Consider the following 25099-nt stretch of genomic DNA (forward strand, 5'->3'; position numbering starts at 1 on the left):
TTTGTTCAGCCGAATGCTTTCGTCAGGGCCTGATCGAGGTCGTCAATCAGGTCTTGCGGGTCTTCCAGGCCGATATGCAGGCGAACGGATTGCAGATCCGGGTCCACCGGCGTGGCCGTCCGCGAGCCCTTCAGGCGAACCGGAATTGCAAGACTTTCGAAGCCGCCCCACGAATAACCGAGACCGAAGAGCGTCAGTGCATCCAGAAAGGCAAACGCCTGTTCCTGGGTCGTCCCGTCGCTGAAGTCGAAGGCGCATAGTCCCGAACCTCCGGAAAAATCGCGTTTCCAAAGTTCGTGTCCGGGATCGGTCTCAAGCCCAGGGTACCGGATACGGCCGATATGCAGCTGATCCTTCAGCCATCCAAGCACGGCCTGCGTATTGCGCTGGTGCCTTTCAAGGCGCACGGAAAGCGTTCTGAGGCCGCGCAGGCCAAGGTAGATGTCATCCGGCGCAACATGACATCCCATGGCGCCGCAGAGCGTATCCAGCTTTTCCCAGGCGCGTTCGCTTGCAGCAATCGTACCCAGCATGGCGTCGGAATGACCGACAATATATTTGGTCCCGGCCTGGATAGACAGGTCCACGCCCAAGGACAGTGGCTGGCAGTAAAGCGGGCTGGCCCAGGTGTTGTCCATCAGGACGGTGGCGCCAATGGGGCGCGCTTCAGCGACAATCGCCGGGATATCCTGCATCTCGAAGGTAAGCGAGCCGGGGGCTTCCGTGAAAACGGCGGTCGTGTTGTCCTGAAACAGGCTTTTGATTCCGCTGCCTACCTGAGGTTCGTAGTAGGTCACGGCAACGCCGAGACCAGGCAGAACGGTGTCGGCGAAATGGCGGGTCGGTCCGTAAGCGGTATCGGCGATCAGGATGTGGTCGCCGGTTTTCACGCAGGACAGAATGGCCAGCGCAATGGCGTTCAGCCCGGAATTTGCGATCTTGACCCCGGCAGCTCCCTCGATCTCCTTCATCGCCCCCTCAAGGGAATCGGTCGTCGGGTTGCCTCTGCGGGCATAGGAGTAAGTCTGGCCGCCCGTGACCATGGTTTTGGTATCGGGGTAAAGAACAGTCGAAGCGTGCACGACAGGCGGATTGACGAAACCGTGAAATGCAAGCGGGTCGCGCCCAGCATGTGCAAGCTTGGTATCTTGCTTCAGCGGCTGCTTGGAACTGGTGGAAGACATGAATGCTCTTGGGTATGTGCGTGGTAGGACAGCGCGGCCATGAGCGACCGGTCGCCGAGGGCACACTTTAGTCATTCGCGTCATGGTCGCAACCGGCATTTCGAACGTGGTTGCCGGCATCCATAATCGAAGAAATTTCTATCAACATTATCCCGTAGAAGGTCTCGTCTAAATGGATTGAACCCTTTTTAGGCATTCAATGATTTCGATTTAGACATGTTCGCTGTTTGTGCATCCGCGCCGATGGCAAATGGCGGACAGCTGGAGAAATTTGACGAGATATCTGAAGCAAGTACTTGACCCGAACAGCTAAATGCCATCGTATGGAAGTGTTGGGTGGAACGAAAGATGTCTGGAGGAAGCAGCCGTTAAGGCTGGTATCCGTCCGAAATTAAGAGACGGAGAAGATGTCTTTCAAACAAACCCGACATAATAAAACTATGGGTAACAAATAAAGGCTGCATATCCATGTCCAACAAATTCCTTCCGCTCGTAATCGGCGCTGCTATGGGAGTCGCCGCGACGACGGCTGCTGGTGCAACGACGCTGGAAGACGTCAAGGCAAAGGGCTTCATCCAGTGTGGTGTGAGCCAGGGCCTGCCGGGCTTCTCGAACCCGGATGCTCAGGGGAACTGGACCGGTATCGACGTTGACTACTGCCGCGCTATGGCTGCAGCGGTGTTCGGCGATGCTTCCGCTGTTAAATACACTCCGCTGTCTGCTAAAGAGCGCTTCACCGCGCTTCAGTCCGGCGAAGTTGACGTTCTGTCCCGTAACACCACCTGGACCATGTCCCGCGACACTCAGCTGGGCCTGAATTTCGCCGGTGTGAACTACTATGACGGTCAGGGCTTCATGGTTCGCAAGGACCTGGGCGTGACCTCCGCACTGGAACTGTCCGGGGCTTCGGTCTGCACCAACACCGGTACCACCACTGAGCTGAACGTTGCCGACTACTTCCGCGCCAACAACATGCCGTACGAAATCGTCGCCTTTGAAAAGGCTGACGAAGTTGTGGCTGCATATGACGCCGGCCGCTGCGACGTTTACACCACTGACGCGTCCGGCCTGTATGCACAGCGTCTGAAGCTGACCAACCCGGGCGACCACATGGTCCTTCCGGAAATCATCTCCAAGGAGCCGCTAGGCCCGGTTGTCCGTCAGGGCGACGATGAATGGTTCAACATTGCCAAGTGGACGCTGAACGCGATGCTCAACGCTGAAGAGCTCGGCGTGACCTCTGAAAACGTTGACGAGATGAAGTCTTCCGACAACCCGTCCATCAAGCGCCTTCTGGGCGTTGAAGGCGCATTTGGTGAAGCTATCGGCCTGCCGAACGACTGGGCCTACGCCATCATCAAGAATGTCGGTAACTACGAAGAGTCCTTCAACGCTAACGTTGGTCCGGACACTCCGCTCGGCATCTCCCGCGGCGTTAACGCTCTGTGGAACGACGGCGGCTTCATGTACGCTCCGCCGGTCCGCTAATCCTCTTCTTTTTTGAGGATTGAAGGGGTTCCGGCGGAGTATTCTGCCGGAACCCTCAATAAATTCCACGCAATAAAAACCGGACCACATACCCGGCAACCGCGTGGGGGAACAGACCGCTTCCGTCGATAGGGGAGTGCCGTCAATGTGCGGCCAGGAAGCAGGTCGGACGCGATTGAGGAGAGGCTTCGGGCCGGGCTCTTTCGTGAAAACTTGGGCGAGGTTCTATGTCAGTAATGGAGCAGGACTCGGCGGGGGCGCCGGCGCGTGCTTCGCTGTTGAACGATCCCAAAGCGCGCGGCATCTTTTACCAGCTTGTTCTGGTCGTCGCGCTGGTGACTTTGGGATATGTCATCGTTACGAACACGATAGCCAACCTGGAAAGGCAGAATATCGCCTCCGGTTGGGGCTTTGTTGGAAATACAGCCGGATTTGGAACAAACCAGTCGCTGGTTGAGTACTCGGAGACATCGAGTTACGGACGGGCGCTGTTCGTTGGTTTCCTGAATACGCTTCTTGTGGCGGGCGTCGGCATCTTCTTCGCCACGGTGATCGGTTTCATCATCGGTATCGCCCGCTTGTCGAACAACTGGGTCATCAACCGTCTGGCGTATTGTTACGTCGAACTGGTCCGCAACATCCCGCTGCTCCTGCAGATTTTCTTCTGGTACTTCGCGGTGCTGCGGTCGATCCCGAGTAAGCGTGAAAAATGGTCGCTTTTCGACACGTTTCATCTGAACATCGGCGGGCTTAGGCTTCCCAAACCGATCATGGGAACCGGGTCTGAATGGGTTGGTTACGCATTGCTAATCGGGATCGCCGCTGCGTTCCTCGTGGCACGTTGGGCACGCAAACGCCAGGAAGCCACCGGTCAGCCGTTTCCATCTTTCCTGACCGGTCTCGGACTGATCTTGATGCTGCCCATACTGACCTACTTTGTCATGGGTATGCCGATCAGCCTGGAACATCCGAATTTCGTAGAAACCGGACCGATCCTGCGTCAGGGCTTCGAGTTGAATGTCGGATTGAACGTCATTCCCGAGTTTCTGGCTCTCACCGCGGCCTTGGCGATCTACACAGCATCGTTTATCGCCGAGATTGTGCGTGCAGGGATCCAGGCGGTCAGTCACGGTCAGACGGAAGCGGCGCATGCTCTTGGGTTGCGGAATGGACCGACCCTGAGACTGGTTGTCATTCCGCAGGCGATGCGGGTGATCATTCCGCCGCTGACAAGCCAATATCTCAACCTGACCAAAAACTCGTCTCTGGCTGTCGCCATCGCCTATCCGGATCTTGTCTCGATGGGTGGAACGGTGCTCAACCAGACTGGCCAGGCGATTGAAATCATCGGCATCTGGATGGTTGTCTATCTGTCGCTCAGCCTCATCACATCGGCCTTCATGAACTGGTACAACCAGCGCATGGCGCTCGTGGAACGGTAAGGAGCGCGCACAATGGCTAATACTGATCTGTTTCATATCAGAACCGAGGAAGCGCCGCGTTTGCCGGCGCCGATCTCGACCACCGGTGTCATCGGCTGGATGCGTCAAAACCTGTTTTCATCAATAGGAAACACGGTTCTGACGGTAATCGGCATCCTGATTGCCTATTCGCTCATCGCGCCCTTGATCCAGTTTGCATTCATCGATGCTGTCTGGACCGGTGAGAACCGCGAAGCCTGCCTTCCGCAGGAGGGCGGCCATAGCGGTGCCTGCTGGGCTTACGTGGAAGCCTACTTCCCGCAGTTCATTTATGGCCGGTATCCCACCGAGGAAGTCTGGCGTGTGAACGTCGTCTATTTCCTGTTCGCGGCGTTGCTTATACCGTTGGCGATCCCCAACGCGCCGTTCAAGAAAATCAACGCGATCCTTTTCCTGGTCGTCTTCCCGATCGTTGCCTATTACCTGCTGACCGGTCTGGTCTTCGGAGATGTGGTTATCCTCCCGATTGTGGAAACTGCCGTCTGGGGGGGCTTGCTCGTCACGCTTGTCATTGCGGTAACCGGCATCGTTGCCTCGCTGCCGCTTGGCATCGCCCTGGCCCTTGGGCGGCGGTCTAAAATGCCGATTATCAAGCTGGTCTCGATCATCTTTATCGAGTTCTGGCGTGGTGTTCCGCTGATCACCGTTCTGTTCATGTCTTCGGTGGTGCTGCCATTGTTCCTGCCGGATGGTGTGACATTCGACAAGCTGCTGCGCGTGCTGATCGGCGTGACACTTTTCTCGGCTGCCTACATGGCCGAGGTGGTTCGCGGGGGCTTGCAGGCAATTCCGAAAGGGCAATACGAAGGCGCTATGGCTCTCGGGCTCAGGTTCTGGCCGATGATGTATCTCATCATCCTGCCGCAGGCTCTGAAGCTCGTAATCCCCGGCATCGTCAACACCTTCATCGGCCTGTTCAAGGATACGACCCTGGTTCTGATCGTCGGCATGTTCGACCTTCTTGGCCAGATCCAGTCGTCCTTCACGGACCCGACCTGGTCCACCCCCAGCACCGGTCATACGGGCTACCTGTTCGCTGCAGTGGTGTTTTGGACCTTCTGCTTCGGCATGTCGCGCTACTCCATCTTCATGGAGAACAAGCTGCATACAGGGCACAAACGTTAGCAAACCACATCCGGGGCGCGCGATGAACCGCGGCGCCCCGGCCAGAGGACCTTCTTGGAGTTTAAAAATATGTCTGAACACGCTGTACGCGACGAGGAACTCGCAGCCGATCGCACCAGAATGACCATCTCCGACACGGATGTGGCCGTCGAAATCAAGAACATGAACAAGTGGTACGGGGATTTCCACGTCCTGCGCGATATCAACCTGAAGGTCATGCGCGGCGAACGTATTGTTATCTGTGGACCGTCAGGGTCCGGCAAGTCCACCATGATCCGTTGCATCAACCGCCTGGAAGAACATCAGGCCGGGCAGATCCTTGTCGACGGTATCGAACTGACGGACGATCTCAAGAAGATCGACGAAATTCGCCGGGAAGTCGGCATGTGCTTCCAGCACTTCAATCTGTTCCCGCATCTGACGATTCTGGAAAACTGCACGCTGGCGCCAATCTGGGTTCGGAAGATGCCCAAGAGGCAAGCTGAAGAGATCGCGATGCACTATCTGGAGCGCGTCAAGATCCCCGAGCAGGCCAACAAATATCCTGGACAATTGTCCGGTGGTCAGCAGCAGCGCGTTGCCATTGCACGCTCCCTCTGCATGAGCCCGAAGATCATGCTGTTCGATGAGCCGACGTCGGCACTTGATCCGGAAATGATCAAGGAAGTTCTGGACGTGATGGTCGGCCTCGCCGAAGAAGGCATGACAATGTTGTGCGTGACCCACGAAATGGGTTTTGCGCGCAAGGTTGCCAACCGCGTCATCTTCATGGATGCAGGACAGATCGTGGAACAGAACGAACCGGAAGAATTCTTCACCAATCCGCAGCATGAACGCACAAAGCTCTTCCTGAGCCAGATCCTGCACCACTGATCTGCAATCGGTAAAAGATGCTGAAACTGCTGCGCAGGACTCTGACTGGAATATGTCTTGCTGTTTGCGCCATCATCCTGGCTTTGGGCCTCGGAACATTTGTTCCGAGGCCTTTATTCGGTGTTGAGCCGGGTAAAGATGCTCCTTTAGTGCCGGCAGATGGCCGGCGCATTCTTGTCCTGAGCAACCCTATTCATACGGATATTGCTCTTCCTGCTGATCCTGATGTTCTGGAGGCGTTCGGCTTCATTTCCGATGCCGGTCTGGACCTCGATTATCCGGGTGTCTTTTGGGTCGCATTCGGTTGGGGAGGGCGGTCCTTTTATATCGAAACGCCTACTTGGGGAGATCTGAAGCCGGGGCCGGTAATCGACGCATTGACCTGGGACGCCTCAGTCATGCATGTCCGTCGCACCGGGGATATTCGCCTTGATCTGGACAGCGTCAGGGAACTTTACCTCAGCGAGCAACAATTCAATGAACTGGTCGTCGATATCAAGGCCAGTTTCCAAGCGAATGACAAGGGGGCTCCGCAGGCCATTCCTGACGGTGCTTACGACGCCCACGATATCTTCTTTCCCGCGGTGGGTGGTTTCAATGCATTGATGGGCTGCAACACCTGGACGGCCGTCATGTTGAGGCGAGCAGGGCTGAAGACAGGCCTGTGGACACCGCTTCCTGTAATGCTCGACTGGTCGCTGGATTTACACAACGGAATCTGACGCTGGTTCCGGTGCAAGCCGGTCCACAGCAACTTCCGCCAACTCCTGAAGTGCCGCTCGCGATTCGCCGGCACGGGCGCGCACTGAAAGACCATGCAGGATCAGGGACAAATGCTGGGCGGCAAAGCGCACGCTTGCCTCCGGAACGGTTCCCGTTGTCTCTGCGCGTATCAGATCGGTAAACCCCTGATCCATCCGCTGAACGATGTGTTCCATCATGGTTTTGAAATCGGGGTCGTCAGCCACTTCTGTCGTAAGGGTGGAAATCGCCAGGCATCCATATGCAGCGTTGCAGAATGAAGACTTGCCGCAATAAAGGTCGATTGCCGCCGCCATGATGGCTTTCAGTTTGGGTTTAAGTCCGCTTGTCGACTGGCCCGCCTCGTGCAAATAGGCCTGCATCTGGTCTGCAAAGCGAGAAATCACCTTGAGATACATGTCCTTCTTGCTGCCAAAAGCTGCGTAAAGGCTCGGTCTGTTGAGGCCGGTAGCCTCGGCAATCTGATCCAGACTGGTGGCAGCATAACCGTGTTGCCAGAACACCAGCATGATGCGGTCGAGAGTCACGTCTTCATCGAATTTACGCGGACGTCCGCGTTTGCTTTCAGTCTTCATTTCATACCAATTCGCACATAATTATCGACATGTCTATTTTTGTGCGATATGGTACAAAAATGGAACATGGAATAGAGATGTGCTGGAAAATGCCAGAAATCAAAGCAGACATGGGGACGTTGGCCTGGGGTAGACAGCAGGGTGAATTTAGCAAGGGGCGGCTGACCAAGGTTGAAAAGCTGAGAATTCTCACGAACCTGGGCCGGATGGGCATGCTGGAAGCTTTGGATGTTCTGAAAGGAAGCGTCGGGCTAATCAACACCCACGGCGCAGAACTTGAGGGCTTGCAGCCACCGGAAACGGCACTGGTCCATGATGCGCTTGATTTCGCGGATGAAGTGCAAAACCTGGACCTGATGCGACATAGCTGGCGGACGTATTATTTCGGTATGTTGCTCGGTGGTTATCGGAATCTCACCGTGGACCGGGAAATCCTCTTTTGTGCCGCGATACTGCATGACGTTGGCCTGGCCTCCGGCCGCAGCAGCGAACCGAGGGACTGTTGCTTCGTGGTTCATGGCGCAGAGCGATGCCAGCACCATCTGATCGGCAAGGGACATGACCGGGCGAAGGTACACCGGATTGCCGATGCCATCGGACTTCATCTCAACGGATACGTGTCCGAAAAGACTTACGGTGCCGAAGCTCACCTTCTTTCTCGCGGGGCAATGTGCGACGTGTTCGATATGGGGCGGCGAAGGATTGCGCCGGAAGTTCGCAAGGACATCTCCGCACGACATCCCAAAGGCAATCTTGCCGATACTTTGGAAATCTGGCCTGGCCATCACCTTCCTGGAACGCGAGCGGACTTCCTGATCAAACTTGAGCCCTCGCGCAAGAAGGCGAACAGGCTGAGCGTATGACCTCAGCCGGGTGATTTCGTATAGGGTTTTACAACCGTGACGCGCTGATTCAGGGCTGTTTTTTCTTTTTAGGGTTGTGTTTGTCTTTTGTCTCGGGAAGATTCGCCGTCGGCTATTTGGGGCCTAAAAGGCCGCCAAAACGCAGGTGTTAGGTAATTATTCCGATCCTGTTTGCGTCGTGGCTTGGTCGATCATTGTCACTATGTCGTACGTAAAACTACAATTTATGGTTTATTTAGGATTTTCGGATGACGTTTGGTCTGCTTTTATCAAGGTGACGTGCCATGAGCGACCAGGATTACGATTTTCAAACCCGTTTAAAATTCGCCCAGATTGACCAGGCGACAATCGAAACTCTCAGAAAGCTGTGGCCTGTGATCGAGCCCGTGCTGGATGATGTGCTGGAAGGGTTCTACGAGCACATCAAAACCCAGCCGAATCTCGCCGCTCTGGTCGGAACGCATCAGCCCCGGCTGGTCTCGGCCCAAAAGGGACATTGGAAGAAACTGTTCACATCGGGCTTCGATCAGGGCTACCAGCAAAGCATCAATCAGATCGGACATGTGCATTGTCGCATTGGCCTGGAGCCACGCTGGTACATCGCGGGATATCTGTACGTCCTGCGTCATCTCCACGCGCATTTGACACGCAAGTACAGACGGTCATTTCAGAACCTGACTGTTTTGTTGAACGACGTGACAGCCGCTGTCTTCCTGGACATGGATCTCGCGATTTCGACCTATGAAGAGGAGCTCCTTCTCGAACGTGCTGCACAAACGGAACGTTTGAACGAGGCCATCGAGAAATTTCAGAAAGGTGTCCAGAAGCCACTCGCTGATGTTGAAGATGGCGCACGCAGTGTCGCAGGTGAGGCCGAGCATCTGACGAGCGTATCGCAGACCGCGAGAAGCCAGGTTGAAAATGCCGGTCATGTCTCGAAAGACTCCAGCGTGAGCGTGCAAACCGTGGCTTCAGCCACGGAGGAACTCTCCAGCTCAATTCAGGAAATTTCCAAACAGATTGCCGGCGCGTCCCGCATTGCAAGCCAGGCAGCCGGAGGTACCGAACAGTCGAGTATTCAGGTCGCGAGCCTGGCAGGTGCCGCACAGAAGATTGGCGATGTGATCGGACTTATCCAGGCGATTGCCGAACAGACCAACCTGCTGGCCCTCAACGCCACGATTGAGGCCGCCCGTGCTGGGGATGCCGGCAAGGGTTTCGCGGTGGTGGCCAGCGAAGTGAAAACCCTGGCGGAGCAGACCGCGAAGGCAACCGAAGAAATCAGCCAGCAGGTTACCGAGATTCAAAGCTCGACGGACAATGCCGTTGCGTCCATCCAGTCGATTTCCGAAGTGGTGAAACAGCTTGACGAAATGACTTCTTCCATTGCCGCCGCAATTGAAGAGCAGGGGGCCGCGACACAGGAAATTTCCCACAGTATCCAGACTGTGGCGTCCGGCACGCAAACCCTGGATGAGAACATCAGCGGGGTCGAACAAGCCATCAATGCGACAGACCAGGCCGCCGACAGTCTGCTGACAGCGTCCAGCAGAATGTCGTCGAGCACCAATTCGATTTCAGATGAGATCCGCGACTTCTTCGAAACCTTGAAGACCGGAACCTGAGCAGGCCGCCTAGGGCTACTCTGCGCCGGTGACGACATCCGTGTCGTCCCGGCTTCCCCATTCCGCCCAGGAGCCGTCGTACAACGCGAGATCGCGGACACCCAGCACGGTCAGCGCAAGTGTCAGGATCGCTGCGGTGACACCCGAACCGCAAGACGTTGTAACGGGCTTTTCAAGATCCACACCAGCTTCCTGAAATGCTTTTGCCAGTTCTTCTTTCGGCAAGAAGGTTCCATCTTCCGCGATAAGCTGGGTGAAGGGCAGGTTGAGCGCTGTTGGCATATGTCCGGATTTAAGGCCCGGACGTGGCTCGGGAGCTTCTCCGGCAAACCGTTCTGCGGACCGGGCATCCAGGATCTGTCGAGATCCGTTTGCGATTGTTGAGCGGATGTGATCGAGATCTGCCACCGCGCCATGGTTCAGTCGAGATGAGAAATGACTCTGAACACGGCGTGGGGTGTCGTCATTGAACGCCCGTCCTTCCGCGCGCCATTTCGGAAATCCGCCGTCAAGGACATACACCCGCTCGGCGCCCATGCTGCGCAGGGTCCACCAGACGCGTGGTGCGGAATAGAAACCGAAATCGTCGTAGACGACGAGTGTCTGGCCATCGCCGATGCCCATTTTCCGCATGGTTGACGAAAACACGTGTGGAGCAGGCAGCATGTGCGGAAGGTCCGACGACTTGTCACATATTTCGTTGACGTCGAAAAAGACCGCGCCGGGAATATGGGCGTTCGGATAGACGGGCGGAGCGTCCGGATGTGTAACAGGCGGCATCCAGGCATTGATCACGATCAGATCGGGCGAGGAGAGATGATCGTCCAGCCATTGGGTCGATACGAGAGGATGGTCGGTCATTTGGGCTCCTTAGGTCTCCAGCAAGCCTTTGGACTTGTGCCAGTCCTCGATGGAAAGGTCCGGATAGTGTTGAAAATGAACATGTCCGGGACCGTTCGGCACCTCTATCCAGTCAGGCTTGAACGCCAGCATGATATGGACAATCTCAGGCGGTGTTGGCAAGGGGCTATCGACGGCGCTTGCGTGCGGATGCACAAGCTCCGGCCAGCGCGGATCCCAGGCCCACAGATGAGATCCGCATTCCTTGCAGAAATGACGTTCCGCGGGACTGGTCTCGCCATCGATGACAGCGTTGTAGATGGCCTTCGTCTCTGCACCCATCACTTTCAGGCTTCCCGCATCTCCCATGAGGTTGATTGCATAACCACCGCTGCCACCGGTCTTTCGACAGATCGAGCAGTAACACCGCATGTACGGGTAGGGCGTCCTGCTTTCCACTTCGAAGGAAACAGCACCGCATCTGCAGCTACCGGTTAGTCTCATGCTTACCTCCCCAATCGTTCACGCGGTCAATCTGTCAGGCGAATCCGAACGCGCCTGTTCTGCTTGCCTTTGTTTTCGATCTTTCCAAGGTCAAGCACTCCGATTTCAGATGTTCTGGTCACATGGGTGCCCCCGCAAGGCTGCAAGTCAACATCGCTACCGATCCTGACCAACCTGACCTTGCCCGACCCGCGTGGCGGCTTGACCGACATGGTTTTGACCAGACCCGGATTGGCGTCGAGTTCTTCATCGGTGATCCACTGAGTGGTGACCTCATGGTCTCCGGACGCGAGTGCGTTGAGTTTCTCGACAAGAGCGTCCCGGTCGATCGTCTCGTCACCCATGTCGAAATCGAGCCGACCCTCCGGATCTCCAATCTGACCTCCGGTAACGGGAAAGGGCAAGGCCACGGACAGAAGATGCAGGGCAGTGTGTATACGCATCAACCGGTAGCGCCTTGCCCAGTCGATATGGGCTGTCACACGAGAACCAGTGCCAGGCAGGTTCTGTCCTTCAGAGGGAACATGGACAATGGTCTTCTTGTCCTCTTCATAGACGGCAGTGGCAATCTCGAGTTTCGTGCCGTCTTCCAGTTCCAGGGCGCCGCTGTCGCCGGGCTGGCCACCGCCAGTGGCATAAAACACCGTTCTGTCCAGTACGATACCGCCTCGCTCGTTCACACCGATCACCTCAGCTTCACAGGTTCTGAGGTAGGCGTCGTCGCGAAACAATGGTGTGGTCATCTTGAACTCCCTGTACTGAAGAGCGTTGAATTGAACAACGATCAGCCTTCCGCGCAAGGTCTATTTCACGTCCACCTGGGCTTGAAAAACCAACACCCGCAATCCTGTCGGACCGCGGGCGTCATTCTCGATTGAAAGAAAAGTCAGTCAGCAAAATTCAGATCGACAAAACCTTTTGTCCAGTTCTGGCTGTTTGATTTTCCTTTTGCATTTGTGAAGACCGGTTTGGTGGTGTCTTCACGCGTTACCGTGAAGCAAAGCTTGCCCCAGCCATCGCCGCTCCAGTCTTCGCAATAGTGTCCCGTCCCTTCCATTTCGACAGCCTCCCACGGAATGTTCCGGATCTTGTCTCCCTTGACGACGACAACGGCAATTCCATCGGCGTGGTTGTTCTGTTTGTACTCCGTCACGCCGTCCGGAAAGAAGCCGTGGATGGAGTTACCCGACATCATCTCGTCGATCTCGGCCACCGTCAGGTTGGCCGGATCGGCAAGTGCGGAAGTGTACGCGGACAGTGTTGTCAGCATTGCCAAGGATAACCATTGCAGGCCTGTTCTCAATTTGCGCATGTTCCCCTCGATTTCGATGCTTGCATTTGCGCTAAACCCTTGGTTTCGTTTAAGGGCACCTTGCATCCTGCAACACGGTCGAAAGAAGGCCTGTGAATATCGACGCCAAAATTTGTCATGAGCCGCGCAGTAACGTTGGAAATCTGCGTGTCAACGAGCCGCTCGGCGAAGCCTATTCGGCGTATTGGAACTGGTGGCTGAAACATTTTGCGCATCAAGCCGAGGCGCGGTTTCCGGATGTTTATGCAAGGTGCACTCAACAGGACCCTGATGCCAAGGACGCACTGTCTCGTATCGGCATGCTCTACGAGGCGCGCGGATGCGCTGCGGTATTTGGTCTGGCACGTGCGCTCGGGCGGCCTTCAGGGTTCGATGTGATCAGTCACCTTCTGACAAGTGCGCAGAGTGTTTCGGGCCTGGTCCGAAGATGGTCGGGTGTACTGGCGTTGCAGTCGTCCATACGCTTTGAAGAAAGTTTTGCCAGACAGGAGTTTATTGTCGCTGATCAGTGCAATTCGCTGGTCCTGTCTCCCTACAAGGTGCGCCCGGCGAACCAGAAACCCTTCGGACCTGCAATGCTGGCCGGGGTCGCGACAGGAACGTTGGAAAGCGCCGGCATACATATTCAGGGCATCTGGTCCGTAACACGTGGTGGTGCTTCCTATCCGATGTACCGGTTCGGTACCTTTCTCGGAGACGGAATAGACTTCGACAGCGATATCCTGATCGTTCTGTCAGAAGATACTCCCGGGCTCAAAGGGGACGCAGGGTTGATGCCACCTGCTCGTAGCCTTTCCTTCTGCCATCTTGTGAACAGGCAAACGGGCCCTGGGGCAAACCGTCTACTGGAACGGATTGTCGGGAGTCTTGAAAGGTCAGAGGGGGAGCACCCAGGTTTGACGTCAACAGCCGCTGAACTCGGATTATCGCCAAGAAGTCTTTCCCGTCGGCTGACGGAGGCGGGGTTGGGCTATGCCAGACTGGTGCGTTTCGTCCGTTTGCGCAAGGCAACGCGCTTGTTGGCGGCCGGAAACTGCTGCCTGGATGACGTAGCTTATCAGGCTTCCTATTCGGACCGGCATCACATGAGCCGGGACTTTCGCAAGATGGCGCAACTGACCCCCGCAGGTCTCAGAGAGTTGCTGGCACGCTAGAAAATGGTGCCAGGGCGTGGCGGGTCAAAGTAAACGACGAAACGCGGCCCGCTTGGGGATCACTCATTTGCCTTGGCCACAAGGAGCTTCATGGCGAAGGTTCCCATGATGCCCGCAAAGGCCCAGTCGAAGGCACGCATGAATTTGGGTGAGGTTTTCAGGAAGCGAGCAAAGGCACTCGCACCAAGAACCATTGCAGTGCAGATCGGCATGCCAAGCGCGACGAAGTAGAAGCCGAGGAACATGAGTTTGCCCGTCGCGTGCGGATCGGTCGCGCTCACGAATTGAGGCAGGAAGGTCACGAAGAAGAGGACGATCTTGGGGTTGAGAATGTTGATCCCAAGTGCCTGTAACCAGACCCTGTGGAAGGGCTGTCTCTTAGTGGAAACTGCCTGGAGTGCCAGGCTTGACCCACTTCTGACAGCCTGGACAGCCAGCCAGATCAGATACGCAGCGCCGACGATTTTCAACACGGCAAATGCAACCGTTGAAGCCGAGAGCAGGGCCGAAACACCGATGGCTGCGAGAACGGTGTGCACGACCAATCCGCAGGTGGCTCCCAACACGGCAGCAAGGCCGGCACGGCGCCCTTGTGTCAGCGTCTTGCTCATGAACAACGTCATGTCGGGTCCGGGTGTTAGCGCCAGAACCAATGCCGCGGCTGTGAACGCAAGCAGGGTCGTGTAGTCCGGTAGGTAAGCCATGGTTTGCAAATGCCGGTGAAGTTGGTCTGACAGATGTTTAAATCATTCCCCTCAACGGCACCAGCACGGACCAGTCACCTTCAGCGCCCTTGATGAAAACGTACAGAACGGGGGATTTGACTGTTCGCCTGGCATTCGTTCGCCTCGACTTGTTTTAAAGGATCGGAGACAACAGCCGGGCTCCCTGGGCCAATACACGGAAAACATAGCTGCGTGACTGGAACGCGTCAGGCCAGGTCAGACGTGAGTTCTGGAAATCGGTCTCCAGCATGCGTTCGACGTTGCTGATCGTGCGTGGATGGGTGAACCAGAGAGTCAGCTCAAAATTGATCTGGAAAGACCTGTTGTCGAAATTCACCGTGCCGATGGAAACAAGCTCATCGTCCATGAGCGTGACTTTCTGATGCAGGAAGCCGTCAATGTAGCGGTAAACCTTAACCCCGCGCTGCACCAGAGTGTCTTCATAGGCGTGGCTTGCCAGCCAGACAGTCCAGTGGTCCCGTTTTTCCGGCATCAGAACACGTACGTCCACACCGCGCATGGCCGCTGAACAGAGCGCTGTCTGAATGTCTAGAGAAGGCACCAGATACGGCGTCGTGATCCAGAGCCTCTTGCGTGCGCGGGCGGCCGTTTCGACAAAGGCCAGTGCACATTCCTCAAGCTTGTCAGCTGGCCCGGTGGGCATGACCAGCACGGCTTCGTCGCCCGGCATCGGGATCTCGCCGACCTGGGGAAGGTCGATGCGTTCGCCGCTTGCCCAAAGCCAGTCTTCCACGAAGGAGAGCGAGCAGGCGACTGCGGCCGGTCCTTCGACACGCACGTGCGTATCGCGCCAGTGACCAAACCAGTTGTCCCGGCCCACATACTGGTCCGCAACGTTGTGTCCACCAACAAAGGTCACCCGATAGTCAACGACAACCAGTTTACGGTGATTGCGATAGTTCAGGCGCATCGGCCCGAGCAGGCGCAGGAACTTGTGGTTTTCGTTGAACCCGCAAACCTTGACGCCGGCAGCCTTCAGGCGGGACAGATAATCCTTCGAGAGAGAATGGCTGCCGACATCATCGTAGAGGAAATAGACTGTAATGCCGTCCTTGGCACGAGCGATCAAGGCATCGGCCATTTCTCGCCCCAGTTCGTCGTCATGAATGGCGAAGAACTGAAAGAAGATGACGTTTCTGGCCTTTGCGATCTCTTCCTTTATGGCACTAAAGGTGGCATCGCCATCAATGAGAAGATCTGTCTTGTTGCCGGCCATGAAGGGCACGCCGGCAACGCGGGACAGAACCGGCCAGTCTCTTGTTTCCACGTGATCGGTCAGGCCTAGCTCATCAGCGCGCCTGGCACGCTCCGCCCGGCCAAGGGTCGCCTGGATCTTCTCGTAGTCGGAAAAGGACCGCCACCCGAATACGAAATAGAGCGGCACCGTGAGGTAGGGCATGAAAAAGAGGGACAACAACCAGGCGACAGATCCCTGGGATGTCCTGGAATTCATGACCTCCCGTACCGCGCAGATAGCTGCAGTCACATACATGATCGCGACAAATGCCGCGACCAGTCCGAGATTGTTTGCCATGACATCCAGAACACCGGCATCGGTTACGGCATCGCGGATAACCGCTTCCGCTGCATCTCCACCTTGTGCCAGTGCTTGCTCTTCCGAACTCATGAAATGTCACCCCCCGGTGTTGATGGTCAGGCGAACGGAGGCTCGATCGTGACCTTGCGTTCCAGCCATTCAGGAACGGGCAGGTTTTTCGACCTGAGGAAGTCCGGATTGTAGAGCTTCGACTGGTAGCGCGTTCCGTGGTCGCACAGGATGGTCACGATCGTCTTGCCTGGACCGAGTTCGCGCGCAAGACGCCGTGCGCCTGCAAGGTTGATCGCTGAAGATCCGCCCAGCAGGAGACCTTCGTTCTCGGCGAGGTCGAAGACCAGAGGCAGGGCCTCTTCATCGGGAATGGTGTAGGCATGATCGATTTTCAGGTCGCCGACGATCGGAGTGCTGCGGCCAAGTCCGATACCTTCGGAAACAGATCCGCCTTCAGAGGCAACGGCCTTGCCAGTAGTGAAGAGCGATTGCATCGCAGCACCGCGCGGATCGGCACAGCCGATGACAACGCCGGGCTTGTTTTCCTGAAGATAGGTAGAAACGCCGGCCAGCGTACCGCCGGAGCCGACGGCACAGATGAAGCCGTCAACACGGCCGCCCGTTTGTGCCATGATTTCAGGACCGGTCGTTACGAAATGGGCTTTCCGGTTGTCGAGATTGTTCCACTGGTCCGCAAAGATGACGCCGTTGGCTTCCCTTCGCGCCATCTCTTCGGCAAGGCGTCGAGCAACGTGCTGGTAGTTGTTGGGATCGGAAAAAGGCTTGGCTGGAACTTCGACAAGCTCGGCACCGCACAGGCGCAGCATGTCCTTCTTTTCCTGGCTCTGAGTTTCCGGAATGACAATCACGGTCCGGTAGCCGCGCGCACTGGCGACAAGTGCCAGTCCAATGCCAGTGTTGCCTGCAGTGCCTTCTACAATCACACCGCCAGGTTTCAGATCCCCCCGGGCTTCCGCTTCGAGAATCATCTGCCGGGCAGGGCGGTCCTTGACCGATTGACCGGGGTTCATGAACTCGGCCTTGCCGAGAATTTCGCAGCCCGTTTCCTCGGACAGCGCTTTCAGACGGATGAGGGGCGTGTTCCCGATTGCATCGACAACAGAAGCGGACACAGACATTTATTCTTTCCCGGCTGATCTGGTCCGGTGGCACTGACCGGACAGAAGAAATCTGATGAGCCCAGGACGCTAAAGGTCTGAAGGGCCTTGATCAAGGTCGCAATGTAAGGGTTCAAAGGGGCATTGCCAGCACCAGAAGACAATCAGGTTTACTTTTCCCTCTGGCGTCAAAAACGCGCCATCAGTTGTTCCGGCCAAGCTGCTCACTAAAATTCTATTTCCAACAATTCTGGTATATTTATTGATCCGAATTTTGTTGCTTGTCGTAATGCCGATAAGGCAATTTAGGATTCTGCAGCCAAATGAGAGTGGTAATGGAAAAAAACGTGACCGGGATGGACGAGTTACTGGCAGGTTATGCCGCCGGAACCTTGACCTATCCGGCGCAGGCACTGGTCGGTGCTCATCTTGAGATGAGCGACTGCAACAGGTCTTATGTAAGTTCGCTCGAAACGCTTGCCGGGTTCGAACTTGAAGAGGCCCAGCCGGTTTCAATTTCCAATCGGGATGCAGTTCTGGAGTCTATCCTGGATGGCCCGCTCGGTGATCTGAACGACAATGAACCTTCCGCCAAGGTGGACGACAGCGCTACCGCTATTCCCGAATCGCTGCGGTCGATTATCGGTTCCTCCATGGACCAGCTTCCCTGGAAAACGCTTCTGCCAGGTGTCAAGGAATGCAAGTTCGGCGAGATCGATGGCTGTGCCAGCAGCCTTCTGTGGGTGCGGGCAGGCCGTGCGATGCCGTCCCATACACACCACGGCACCGAGTTGACACTGGTCCTGAAGGGCGGCTTCAAGGACGAGGACGGTCACTACGTGGCTGGAGACGTTGCCTTTGCCGATGGTGACATCGACCACAAACCGGTGGCCGATGAGGGGGAGGATTGCATTTGCTTCGCCGTTACCGCTGGCCGCTTGCAGTTGACCGGCCCCGTCGGTCGTTGGTTCGCGCCATTCATCCGCTGAAAAACAATCCAAATTCCGGTCTGTTTGCGTAGAAAGGCAAACAGACCGGGAGACTGAATTGCCCAAGACAAATTACGTTGCCAAACCCGACCATGGATGCGCCTGGGTTACGGGCGCAAGTTCCGGTATCGGCCGGGAACTCGCGCTTGACCTTGCCCGTTCGGGATGGACCGTTGTTGCGACGGCCCGTTCGGAAGAGGAATTGGCCGAGCTGGAAACGCAGGCGGAAGAGCTGCCAGGGTCCATTCATGCTTTGCCTGGCGATGTCACGAAGACAGACCTCATGGCCGGGCACGTAAAAAAGATCGTGCAAGACTTCGGCGGACTGGCGCTGCTGGTGGCAAATGCGGGAATTTACCTGCCGCAGGATGGTCTTGATGCAGACGCTGAGGCATTCCGCAAAAGCTTTGATGTCAATCTCATGGGCACCGTCAATGTTCTTCTGCCAGCTATTGCGGCCATGAAGGCTGTTGGAAGAGGGCAGATCGCGGTGGTCGCATCTGTGGCGGGATACGGCGGTTTGCCGACTTCGGCCGCATATGGCGCAACCAAGGCAGGTCTGACCAATCTGGTGGAATCGCTGAAATTCGACCTGGACCTGGCCGGTATCCGGATTCAGGTGATAAATCCCGGGTTTGTGGATACACCCGCGACCGAGTCGAATCCGTTCCCGATGCCTTATCTGATGTCTCCGCAGGAGGCTGTACAGGAAATCCGGAAAGGCTTGTCCCACCCAAGCCGGTTCGAAATTTCCTTTCCGCGTAAATTTGTCCTGCAGCTCAAGCTCTTGCGTTGCTTGCCATACAGCGCCTATTTCGCACTCGTTGCCCGGTCAACGGGCTGGAACAAAAAACAGGCCGGATGAGTCCGGCCTGCTGGAAGGTGAAGGTTCAGGGCTGAACGTGGGCAGGCTCAGGCGGATTTGACATACACCATCTGTCGAACGTCAATATTGCCCGAGCGGAAGCCTGCTTCGCAATAATGGAGGTAGAACTCCCAGAGGCGCTTGAAACGTTCGTCAAAGCCCAACGGGCTGATCCGCGGCCAGGCTTGCCTGAATCTCTGCCGCCATTCGGCAAGCGTCCGTGCATAGTCCTGCCCGAAGATTTTCTGGTCCATGAGGTCAAGGCCAAGCGACTTTCCGATTTCCGCTAGACGGCCGGGAGGAGGCAGCATGCCACCAGGAAAAATGTAGCGTTGAATGAAGTCCGTGCCTCTGCGGTAATCATCAAACATCTTGTCCTGGATCGTGATGATCTGCAGACCCGCCATGCCACCGGGCTTCAGGCATTTCGATAATTGACGGAAGTAGGTCGGCCAATATTTTTCGCCGACGGCCTCGAACATTTCGATGGAGGCTATCCTGTCGAAGACGCCGTTTTCGTCTCGATAATCCTGAAAGACCACTTCGACCTTATCGTTGAGACCAGCCTTGTAGATCCGTTCACGCGCATAGTCGAACTGCTCCTGGGAGATGGTCAACGCGCGCACATTGGCGCCTACCGATTTTGCGACATATTCGGCAAAACCGCCCCAGCCACAGCCGATTTCCAGAACCCTGTGATCCGGCTGGATTCCGGTTTGGCGCACCAGCGAGGCGTATTTTTCCCTTTGCGCCTGCTCCAGGTCATTGGTCTCGTTGCTGTAGATCGCAGAAGAATAGGTCATCGAGGGATCGAGCCATTCCCGGTAGAAAGCATTGCCGAGATCGTAGTGGGCCGAAATATTGCGTTTCGCTCCGCGTTTGGTATTGGAATTCAACCAATGGCGGACAGACATGATAAAGCGGGTGAACGGCTTTCCCTGGAGGGCTTCCAGCGTCGATTCCTGGTTGATACAGAATACTTCGAGAAAAGTCGTCACATCCGGCGATGACCAGTAGCCAGCCATGAAAGCTTCGCCGACGCCGACGTCACCAGCTTGAACGACCATCCGGAAGAACGCCCAATTGTGGATTTTAAGGACACCGTGCGGGCCGGCTTCCTGCCCTTTGATGTGAAACCTTCGACCGTCCGGAAATTGGACTTCGAGCGATCCGTAGCGGATCTTGAGTGCAAGGCCAGCAGCCATCTTGGCGAGGCGGGGTGTTCCCTTCAACTCCGCACGGAAGTTGTCCTTGGTCAGAACAATCGGCTCACTCATAGCAGAACCTCTTGAAATGTCAGTTGTTTGTAACCGGCAGAACAGTGTCTGTCTGCCTTCTCGACCCGTCATTCCCTGCGTCCTCTGCGGGTCTAGCGTGAAATGGTACACGCTTGCGCCAGATTTTAAAGGCTTCCCAATGGATGGCGCCGATGACCTTGTAGGTCAGCAGCGGCACCCGCAGACACGCCCGCAGGATCGACCTGCTGGCAAGGGGGGATCGCGTTCCGGAAAAGGTCGCGGACAGCAGCGGTCCTTCCGTATCCTTTTCCAGGATACGTACCCGTACGGTATTTCCCGGGGGCAACATGCGGAAGAAATAGTGTTGTTCCATGCTGATGAAGGGAGACACGTAGAACAGCTTCTTCTGGTACTGCCGAACGCCGGCGTCGCTGGACTGACTGTCTAGAACGGGCGCGACGTAAGTGTGCAAACCGCCAAACGTGTTACGCACTTCGTAAACGAGGGCAATCAACCGGTCCGAGCGGTCATAGGCGTAATAAACGCTGAGGGGGTTGAAGCCGTAGCCCAACATCCGCGGATAGGCGAGCAGCAAAACACGCGCTGGTGCCTCAAGGCTCTCCTTGGCAAGAAGTTTGTTAACGTAAGACCGAAGGTCAGACCCGTCTCTCGGCCCGTGATCCTTCTGGTGAAACGACAGGAGATTGAACCGGTTGACGGAGAAAAACAGGCTTGATTTCGCAGCTTCGCCCAGTCGGTCAAGGTCGAGTAGAACCGAGAAGACCTTGTAGGAAAACCTGTGTTCACGCGGCTTCATGCGGTGATGCATGACCGTGCCCGTGAACAGGGAAGCCGCCGCGTCGGGCGGCGGTCCATTGTCGTTCAGGCGATTGCTCGGCCTTGCCTTCATTCGGCAGCCTCCAGAAAGGTGCCAGCTTCGATTTCCCTGTCCCAGGGTAGGCGCGCGCCAAGCGATCTCGCAACATCCAGGCCGGATGACAATCCATCTTCATGGAAGCCATGTCCACGCCAGGCGCCGCAAAACCAGGTGTTGTTGACACCCTGAATTTCCCCGAGGCGGGTCTTGGCCTGCTGGGCCGACGCGTCGAACTGGGGGTGATCATAAACATACTTCGCAAAGGTGCAGTCCTCACGTGGTGGGGCATAAGGGTTCAACGTCACGAAGACCGGCCTCGAATGATCGAAATTCTGCAGCCGGTTCATCCAGTAGCTGACGGTTACGTCCCGGGTTTCACCGGCTTCGCGGTCGGACATGTAGTTCCAGGAAGCCCAGACCTTCTTGCGCTTGGGCATGAGTGCTTCATCCCGGTGCAAATAGACCTCGTTTGGACGGTACCTGATGGATCCCAGAATCTCGCGCTCTTGCGGGGAGGGGTCTCCGAGCATCGAGAGGCTCTGGTCTGTGTGGCTCGCAAGGATCACATGGTCGAAAACGTCCTGATGACCGGACTCATCGCGCACGAGAACCTGACCGTTTTGCCGCAGAATTTCAGCGACCGGTTTACCAAGTCTGGTTTTTCCTTGAAGGGGCGCCAGCAGCTTTTCGACGTAGTTACGGCTGCCACCGGAGATGGTTCGCCACAGTGGCCGGTCGAAGGACAGGAGGCGATGGTTTTCGAAGAAAGCGACGAAGCTTTCAGCCGGGTAATCGCGCATTTCGTTGATCGGTGTCGACCAGATCGCAGCTCCCATCGCCAGCAGATAATCGTTTATGAAACCGGATGAATACTGCTCGCGTTCCAGGTAGCTTCCCAGCGTTTCGGTGCGCAGGTGCCCGGCCTTCAGATCTTCGACGGCCTTGCCGTTAAACCGGAAAATATCGCGCAACATGCGCAGGAAGCGAGGTGATACGAGGTTACGCCTCTGCGCGAAGACAGAGTTCAGAGAATGCCCCGACCATTCAAGCTTGCCGTTGTCCGCGGACAAGGCAAAGCTCATGTCGCTTATTTCATTGGCAACACCAAGATGGTCGAGCAGAGCGGTGAAGTTCGGATAATTCAGTTCGTTGTAGACGATGAAACCCGTGTCCACCGAGATCCGGACACCGTCATAGTCGATATCAGCCGTGGCGCTGTGGCCTCCAGGGCGTTCGCGCTTTTCGTAAAGAACAACGTCATGAAGTTCGTTGAGGGCCCAGGCTGCACTGTTTCCGGAAATTCCGGAGCCGATTACGGCAATCCGCATGTCTTATCCTTCGGCGCGTCGCTGTTAGCGCGGAAAACCTGTTCGATTGTCTGGTTTTCCAGTTGATATGCAGCGGTTACGCCTCGGCGAAAAAGGCGGATCACATAGAACGATGAATTTTCTGGATTATTTTTGACGGGACACCCAAAAACGGGCCTCCGCAGACGGCTTCCGGCACGTCGATGGCCGAAACTGGCGGCAAAAGTCTATACACAAGCCAGACTTGCCCGGCCAAAGCCGGGCAAGCAGCAAAACAAGTTGCATGTCAGCAATGTATTTCGGCCGGTTTGCACATCAGGCCTGGATTGTATCGACAATCCAATTCCAGGCAATCTGAACGCGCGTTCGGGCAGCATCAAAGAAAGCAACAACCTTCTGCCACACAAAGTCGCCGAAATCTGCGACCTGCAGCATGGTGCCACGTTTTTGCGTTGGTTCCTGACCGGTTTCGATCAGTTCGATCGTGGTCGCGTCGGCACCTTCATTGACCACACGTCGTGTGACCGTGAGTGTGCCTTCGTTGACCAGTCTGGACTCATCCTTGCCTGCGACGACGGTATCCTGATCCATGGAGCGAACGACAACAGCCCGACCATCTGGCAGCAGATGGGTTTCGTTGGTGTTCACCTCACTGTCGTAGATCACTTCGCCGAAGGAATCGATCAGTTCTACCCAGATCGTTTTCCGGCCTTCCAGTTCGATTTCGCCCACCCAGATAGTGAGCTCACTTTCCAGCGGATCGGCCTGATCCTGTGACGCTGACGCGACTGTGACCGCAAGGCGATCCTCAGGCAACGTGATCGTTTCCTGAGGCAATGGGGCCGCAGCAGCGCTTCCCGCCAAGGCGAAGATAAGGCCAAGCGCAAGAGTTCCTGCTCTGGTATTCCGTTGCATGTACGCCTCCCAAGGCTAATACAACTCTTCCTACCGTGCGTGGGGTCTTTGAACGGTGGTCCTTGAAAGGACTTTTTGGTCTTCCGCGCTTTTGCGCCCCATTCGTACGGTCACGATTTTGCCATTATCGCACCACAGTCTCCCGAATGCGTGTAATAAAGATCACAAATTCGGGCATTTTTAGTTACATTTAGGTAATAAGTGTGGTCGGAGCCTTGAAGTTCAAGGCCGATCACTGGTTTGTGAACGCTGAAGCATCGTCAAAACTACCAATGTACGTAGAGGAAGTTTGTTGACTGTTGTATCTTTGTCGTCGGTTTTCGACGATTTCGAGTGCCTGTCAGGATCTGCGTTGAGCTTCCTTTGAGCGCTTTCAGCAGTTGGCATTCTGACACTGCCCATCAATTTAGCAGTCTGCCGAACCCAAGATGAAAGCAAAAGCTCCACCAGGACTGACCCGGTGGAGCTTTATGGGATTAGCACAGTCGATGGGGTGCGTGCATATGTCCCTTGGGACCAATTCTTCTTTGATCTTGGGCTGTTTTTGTTTGCCCTTCAATCAGCCGGTGGGACTTGGTCAAGCGGCTTGAATTTGGTCACGTCATAAATTGATACTGACCGACCATTCACATTCAACCTTGGTAAAAGTAACTATATCCGTGTGTAGAGGGGGGACTTCGGGCTTAAGGTCCTACCTAAGGCTATGATAGATTTGAGAAATGTATTCGCGCGCGAGTGTTGCAACTTAAATTCGATGTTGAAATTAATACGCATAAAAATTTGCGAATGCTTTATTTTTGAATAAAAAAGGTGCAAACCCTAGCTCATCGATAGAGTTTGAGGGGGCAGTGCTTGCCTTTTACCTTACGTATACGATAGTTGGTCAATCAGCACTTCCGACCGTAGCGGGGACAATCTCTGCCGCCGTGACAACCGGGAAACCGGGTGCCATTCGAAGGACCGTTGATAAGGAAAGCTTGGAGCCGGTCGGTGCCTGTTTTCGAGCCATACCTTCTCCTGGTTGACCGTCCCATCCGTGAGAGTCATGCGAGCAGGATTGGCATCAGAAATGCCAAGCCTTTCATCGTACTCCGATAACTTCGCGTAAAGCGATTTGGCAGGCTCGCCTTCCGTACTGGTGCGCTCTCCAGGCAGCCGCGCGGGAATTGGCACCCATGCAACATATCTGCGATGCCCGTCACGCAATTGATCAACCAGATTTCAGCAGCACGTCAGTCAGTTTGTGGAACGTCGATATGAGGGGCGGTACGATAGGCTCAAAAGAGGTCGATCTGGTCGGCAACGGTTTGCGTGACATTGCCATGGAGGTCGTAACTGACCGCAATTGGAATCCGATAACCGAAAAGTTGGCGAACTGCCGAGACTCAGTCGCCTTCAGCGTCTTCAAGCCCGACGACATGCATGGCGCCGTGCATGATCAAGAGCAGCCCGTTGAGTGGGAGGCTGGCCTCAAGCTCGGCAAGAAAAGCAGATTTGAACGCCGAGTAGCAATCGGCAGTCACCGGGCACCCGGAATGGATCTTGCGTGGAACAATGGACAAAAATTGACGTCCGCAAACTGCTCATCACCGAGACCGGCCTGTCTTAGCAATTCCACACCATGGGCAACCTTGAAGTCGGCCTCAGTCTGGCGAACCGGCGAATAGGTGCTGCATTCGGTATGAATACCACCAACAGTGATTTTCATC

At 55.8% G+C, this 25099-nt stretch carries 24 protein-coding genes and 1 pseudogene; 10 read left to right on the forward strand and 15 right to left on the reverse strand.

Annotated features, from left to right (window positions below; translation table 11 throughout):
* Window positions 1-5: 5 nt before the first annotated feature.
* Window positions 6-1184: a cystathionine beta-lyase gene (gene metC, locus SIAM614_RS06865; protein ID WP_006933141.1), complete on the reverse strand. Its 1179-nt coding sequence runs from the start codon at window positions 1182-1184 to the stop codon at window positions 6-8.
* Window positions 1185-1652: 468 nt separating this feature from the next.
* Between metC and SIAM614_RS06870 the strand changes: the two genes are divergently transcribed.
* The 5 genes from SIAM614_RS06870 (at window position 1653) to SIAM614_RS06890 (ending at window position 6873) form a co-directional block, all read left to right on the forward strand.
* The gene (locus tag SIAM614_RS06870; protein WP_031268586.1) at window positions 1653-2672 is read left to right on the forward strand and encodes an amino acid ABC transporter substrate-binding protein; all 1020 of its coding nucleotides are present in this window, start codon (window positions 1653-1655) and stop codon (window positions 2670-2672) included.
* A gap of 236 nt (window positions 2673-2908) precedes the next feature.
* Window positions 2909-4114 (forward strand): amino acid ABC transporter permease, encoded by a 1206-nt coding sequence (locus SIAM614_RS06875; protein ID WP_006933143.1) that lies wholly within the window; start codon window positions 2909-2911, stop codon window positions 4112-4114.
* Between the two features lie 12 nt (window positions 4115-4126).
* Entirely contained in the window at window positions 4127-5278 is a 1152-nt protein-coding gene (locus SIAM614_RS06880) for an amino acid ABC transporter permease (protein ID WP_040439490.1), read from the forward strand.
* Between the two features lie 69 nt (window positions 5279-5347).
* Window positions 5348-6151: an amino acid ABC transporter ATP-binding protein gene (locus SIAM614_RS06885; RefSeq protein WP_006933145.1), complete on the forward strand. Its 804-nt coding sequence runs from the start codon at window positions 5348-5350 to the stop codon at window positions 6149-6151.
* A 17-nt stretch (window positions 6152-6168) separates the two neighbouring features.
* The gene (locus SIAM614_RS06890) at window positions 6169-6873 is read left to right on the forward strand and encodes a TIGR02117 family protein (protein ID WP_040439491.1); all 705 of its coding nucleotides are present in this window, start codon (window positions 6169-6171) and stop codon (window positions 6871-6873) included.
* Here the strand turns inward: SIAM614_RS06890 and SIAM614_RS06895 are convergent.
* The gene (locus SIAM614_RS06895) at window positions 6856-7488 is read right to left on the reverse strand and encodes a TetR/AcrR family transcriptional regulator (protein ID WP_006933147.1); all 633 of its coding nucleotides are present in this window, start codon (window positions 7486-7488) and stop codon (window positions 6856-6858) included. The genes SIAM614_RS06890 and SIAM614_RS06895 overlap by 18 nt on opposite strands.
* A 29-nt stretch (window positions 7489-7517) precedes the next feature.
* Between SIAM614_RS06895 and SIAM614_RS06900 the strand changes: the two genes are divergently transcribed.
* Both SIAM614_RS06900 and SIAM614_RS06905 read left to right on the forward strand, forming a co-directional pair.
* The gene (locus tag SIAM614_RS06900; RefSeq protein WP_157139720.1) at window positions 7518-8351 is read left to right on the forward strand and encodes an HD domain-containing protein; all 834 of its coding nucleotides are present in this window, start codon (window positions 7518-7520) and stop codon (window positions 8349-8351) included.
* A gap of 284 nt (window positions 8352-8635) precedes the next feature.
* Window positions 8636-9976, forward strand: a complete 1341-nt coding sequence (locus SIAM614_RS06905) for a globin-coupled sensor protein (protein ID WP_006933149.1) — start codon at window positions 8636-8638, stop codon at window positions 9974-9976.
* A gap of 15 nt (window positions 9977-9991) precedes the next feature.
* On the opposite strand, the gene sseA is transcribed toward SIAM614_RS06905, so the two are convergent.
* From sseA to SIAM614_RS06925, 4 genes are all read right to left on the reverse strand, one after another.
* Complete coding sequence (gene sseA, locus SIAM614_RS06910) at window positions 9992-10837, reverse strand: 3-mercaptopyruvate sulfurtransferase (RefSeq protein ID WP_006933150.1); 846 nt, start codon at window positions 10835-10837, stop codon at window positions 9992-9994.
* Between the two features lie 9 nt (window positions 10838-10846).
* Complete coding sequence (locus tag SIAM614_RS06915; RefSeq protein ID WP_040439492.1) at window positions 10847-11320, reverse strand: GFA family protein; 474 nt, start codon at window positions 11318-11320, stop codon at window positions 10847-10849.
* Between the two features lie 26 nt (window positions 11321-11346).
* Complete coding sequence (locus SIAM614_RS06920; RefSeq protein ID WP_040439571.1) at window positions 11347-12063, reverse strand: alanyl-tRNA editing protein; 717 nt, start codon at window positions 12061-12063, stop codon at window positions 11347-11349.
* Between the two features lie 143 nt (window positions 12064-12206).
* Window positions 12207-12698: a hypothetical protein gene (locus tag SIAM614_RS06925; RefSeq protein ID WP_157139721.1), complete on the reverse strand. Its 492-nt coding sequence runs from the start codon at window positions 12696-12698 to the stop codon at window positions 12207-12209.
* Window positions 12699-12724: 26 nt separating this feature from the next.
* Here SIAM614_RS06925 and SIAM614_RS06930 point away from each other — a divergent pair, with 26 nt between their 5' ends.
* The gene (locus SIAM614_RS06930) at window positions 12725-13786 is read left to right on the forward strand and encodes a helix-turn-helix domain-containing protein (protein WP_006933154.1); all 1062 of its coding nucleotides are present in this window, start codon (window positions 12725-12727) and stop codon (window positions 13784-13786) included.
* A 59-nt stretch (window positions 13787-13845) separates the two neighbouring features.
* Here SIAM614_RS06930 and SIAM614_RS06935 read toward each other — a convergent pair whose 3' ends face one another.
* The 3 genes from SIAM614_RS06935 to SIAM614_RS06945 all read right to left on the reverse strand — a co-directional run bounded on the left by SIAM614_RS06935 (window position 13846) and on the right by SIAM614_RS06945 (window position 17220).
* The gene (locus tag SIAM614_RS06935; protein ID WP_006933155.1) at window positions 13846-14490 is read right to left on the reverse strand and encodes a LysE family translocator; all 645 of its coding nucleotides are present in this window, start codon (window positions 14488-14490) and stop codon (window positions 13846-13848) included.
* Window positions 14491-14644: 154 nt separating this feature from the next.
* The gene (gene cls, locus SIAM614_RS06940; RefSeq protein WP_006933156.1) at window positions 14645-16159 is read right to left on the reverse strand and encodes a cardiolipin synthase; all 1515 of its coding nucleotides are present in this window, start codon (window positions 16157-16159) and stop codon (window positions 14645-14647) included.
* Window positions 16160-16185: 26 nt separating this feature from the next.
* A complete protein-coding gene (locus tag SIAM614_RS06945) occupies window positions 16186-17220 on the reverse strand; it encodes a cysteine synthase A (RefSeq protein WP_006933158.1) in 1035 nt (344 codons plus the stop codon).
* Between the two features lie 314 nt (window positions 17221-17534).
* On the opposite strand from SIAM614_RS06945, the gene SIAM614_RS06950 reads away from it, so the two are divergent.
* Window positions 17535-18188: a ChrR family anti-sigma-E factor gene (locus tag SIAM614_RS06950; protein ID WP_006933159.1), complete on the forward strand. Its 654-nt coding sequence runs from the start codon at window positions 17535-17537 to the stop codon at window positions 18186-18188.
* 58 nt (window positions 18189-18246) lie between these two features.
* Complete coding sequence (locus tag SIAM614_RS06955; protein WP_006933160.1) at window positions 18247-19053, forward strand: SDR family NAD(P)-dependent oxidoreductase; 807 nt, start codon at window positions 18247-18249, stop codon at window positions 19051-19053.
* Window positions 19054-19100: 47 nt separating this feature from the next.
* On the opposite strand, the gene SIAM614_RS06960 is transcribed toward SIAM614_RS06955, so the two are convergent.
* From SIAM614_RS06960 to SIAM614_RS33515, 6 genes and pseudogenes are all read right to left on the reverse strand, one after another.
* Window positions 19101-20330 carry an SAM-dependent methyltransferase gene (locus SIAM614_RS06960; protein WP_006933161.1) on the reverse strand — a complete coding sequence of 410 codons (1230 nt, stop codon included), beginning with the start codon at window positions 20328-20330 and terminating at the stop codon, window positions 19101-19103.
* Window positions 20331-20349: 19 nt separating this feature from the next.
* Entirely contained in the window at window positions 20350-21201 is an 852-nt protein-coding gene (locus SIAM614_RS06965) for a DUF1365 domain-containing protein (RefSeq protein ID WP_006933162.1), read from the reverse strand.
* Entirely contained in the window at window positions 21198-22496 is a 1299-nt protein-coding gene (locus SIAM614_RS06970; protein WP_006933163.1) for an NAD(P)/FAD-dependent oxidoreductase, read from the reverse strand. Before SIAM614_RS06970 ends, SIAM614_RS06965 begins: the two co-directional genes overlap by 4 nt.
* Window positions 22497-22790: 294 nt before the next feature.
* Window positions 22791-23390, reverse strand: a complete 600-nt coding sequence (locus tag SIAM614_RS06975) for a hypothetical protein (RefSeq protein WP_081455205.1) — start codon at window positions 23388-23390, stop codon at window positions 22791-22793.
* Between the two features lie 864 nt (window positions 23391-24254).
* Window positions 24255-24563, reverse strand: coding sequence for a hypothetical protein (locus SIAM614_RS33415; protein ID WP_324293996.1), 309 nt, complete (start codon window positions 24561-24563; stop codon window positions 24255-24257).
* A 104-nt stretch (window positions 24564-24667) separates the two neighbouring features.
* Window positions 24668-25098 (reverse strand): annotated as a pseudogene (locus tag SIAM614_RS33515) (M81 family metallopeptidase).
* Between the last annotated feature and the right edge of the window lies 1 nt (window position 25099).

Source organism: Roseibium aggregatum IAM 12614 (genome assembly GCF_000168975.1).
Lineage (GTDB): Bacteria > Pseudomonadota > Alphaproteobacteria > Rhizobiales > Stappiaceae > Roseibium > Roseibium aggregatum.

What these genes read in the sequence shown, in the direction of transcription:
- SIAM614_RS06885 (WP_006933145.1), top strand. Translation starts at nt 5,348, where the DNA reads ATGTCTGAACACGCTGTACGCGACGAGGAACTCGCAGCCGATCGCACC.
- SIAM614_RS06975 (WP_081455205.1), bottom strand. Translation starts at nt 23,390, where the DNA reads ATGCAACGGAATACCAGAGCAGGAACTCTTGCGCTTGGCCTTATCTTC.
- SIAM614_RS06900 (WP_157139720.1), top strand. Translation starts at nt 7,518, where the DNA reads ATGTCTATTTTTGTGCGATATGGTACAAAAATGGAACATGGAATAGAG.
- SIAM614_RS06945 (WP_006933158.1), bottom strand. Translation starts at nt 17,220, where the DNA reads ATGTCTGTGTCCGCTTCTGTTGTCGATGCAATCGGGAACACGCCCCTC.
- SIAM614_RS06920 (WP_040439571.1), bottom strand. Translation starts at nt 12,063, where the DNA reads ATGACCACACCATTGTTTCGCGACGACGCCTACCTCAGAACCTGTGAA.
- SIAM614_RS06890 (WP_040439491.1), top strand. Translation starts at nt 6,169, where the DNA reads ATGCTGAAACTGCTGCGCAGGACTCTGACTGGAATATGTCTTGCTGTT.
- SIAM614_RS06935 (WP_006933155.1), bottom strand. Translation starts at nt 14,490, where the DNA reads ATGGCTTACCTACCGGACTACACGACCCTGCTTGCGTTCACAGCCGCG.
- SIAM614_RS06895 (WP_006933147.1), bottom strand. Translation starts at nt 7,488, where the DNA reads ATGAAGACTGAAAGCAAACGCGGACGTCCGCGTAAATTCGATGAAGAC.
- SIAM614_RS06970 (WP_006933163.1), bottom strand. Translation starts at nt 22,496, where the DNA reads ATGCGGATTGCCGTAATCGGCTCCGGAATTTCCGGAAACAGTGCAGCC.
- SIAM614_RS06925 (WP_157139721.1), bottom strand. Translation starts at nt 12,698, where the DNA reads ATGCAAGGTGCCCTTAAACGAAACCAAGGGTTTAGCGCAAATGCAAGC.
- SIAM614_RS06875 (WP_006933143.1), top strand. Translation starts at nt 2,909, where the DNA reads ATGGAGCAGGACTCGGCGGGGGCGCCGGCGCGTGCTTCGCTGTTGAAC.
- SIAM614_RS06870 (WP_031268586.1), top strand. Translation starts at nt 1,653, where the DNA reads ATGTCCAACAAATTCCTTCCGCTCGTAATCGGCGCTGCTATGGGAGTC.
- SIAM614_RS06915 (WP_040439492.1), bottom strand. Translation starts at nt 11,320, where the DNA reads ATGAGACTAACCGGTAGCTGCAGATGCGGTGCTGTTTCCTTCGAAGTG.
- SIAM614_RS06960 (WP_006933161.1), bottom strand. Translation starts at nt 20,330, where the DNA reads ATGAGTGAGCCGATTGTTCTGACCAAGGACAACTTCCGTGCGGAGTTG.
- SIAM614_RS06950 (WP_006933159.1), top strand. Translation starts at nt 17,535, where the DNA reads ATGGAAAAAAACGTGACCGGGATGGACGAGTTACTGGCAGGTTATGCC.
- SIAM614_RS06880 (WP_040439490.1), top strand. Translation starts at nt 4,127, where the DNA reads ATGGCTAATACTGATCTGTTTCATATCAGAACCGAGGAAGCGCCGCGT.
- cls (WP_006933156.1), bottom strand. Translation starts at nt 16,159, where the DNA reads ATGAGTTCGGAAGAGCAAGCACTGGCACAAGGTGGAGATGCAGCGGAA.
- sseA (WP_006933150.1), bottom strand. Translation starts at nt 10,837, where the DNA reads ATGACCGACCATCCTCTCGTATCGACCCAATGGCTGGACGATCATCTC.
- metC (WP_006933141.1), bottom strand. Translation starts at nt 1,184, where the DNA reads ATGTCTTCCACCAGTTCCAAGCAGCCGCTGAAGCAAGATACCAAGCTT.
- SIAM614_RS06965 (WP_006933162.1), bottom strand. Translation starts at nt 21,201, where the DNA reads ATGAAGGCAAGGCCGAGCAATCGCCTGAACGACAATGGACCGCCGCCC.
- SIAM614_RS06905 (WP_006933149.1), top strand. Translation starts at nt 8,636, where the DNA reads ATGAGCGACCAGGATTACGATTTTCAAACCCGTTTAAAATTCGCCCAG.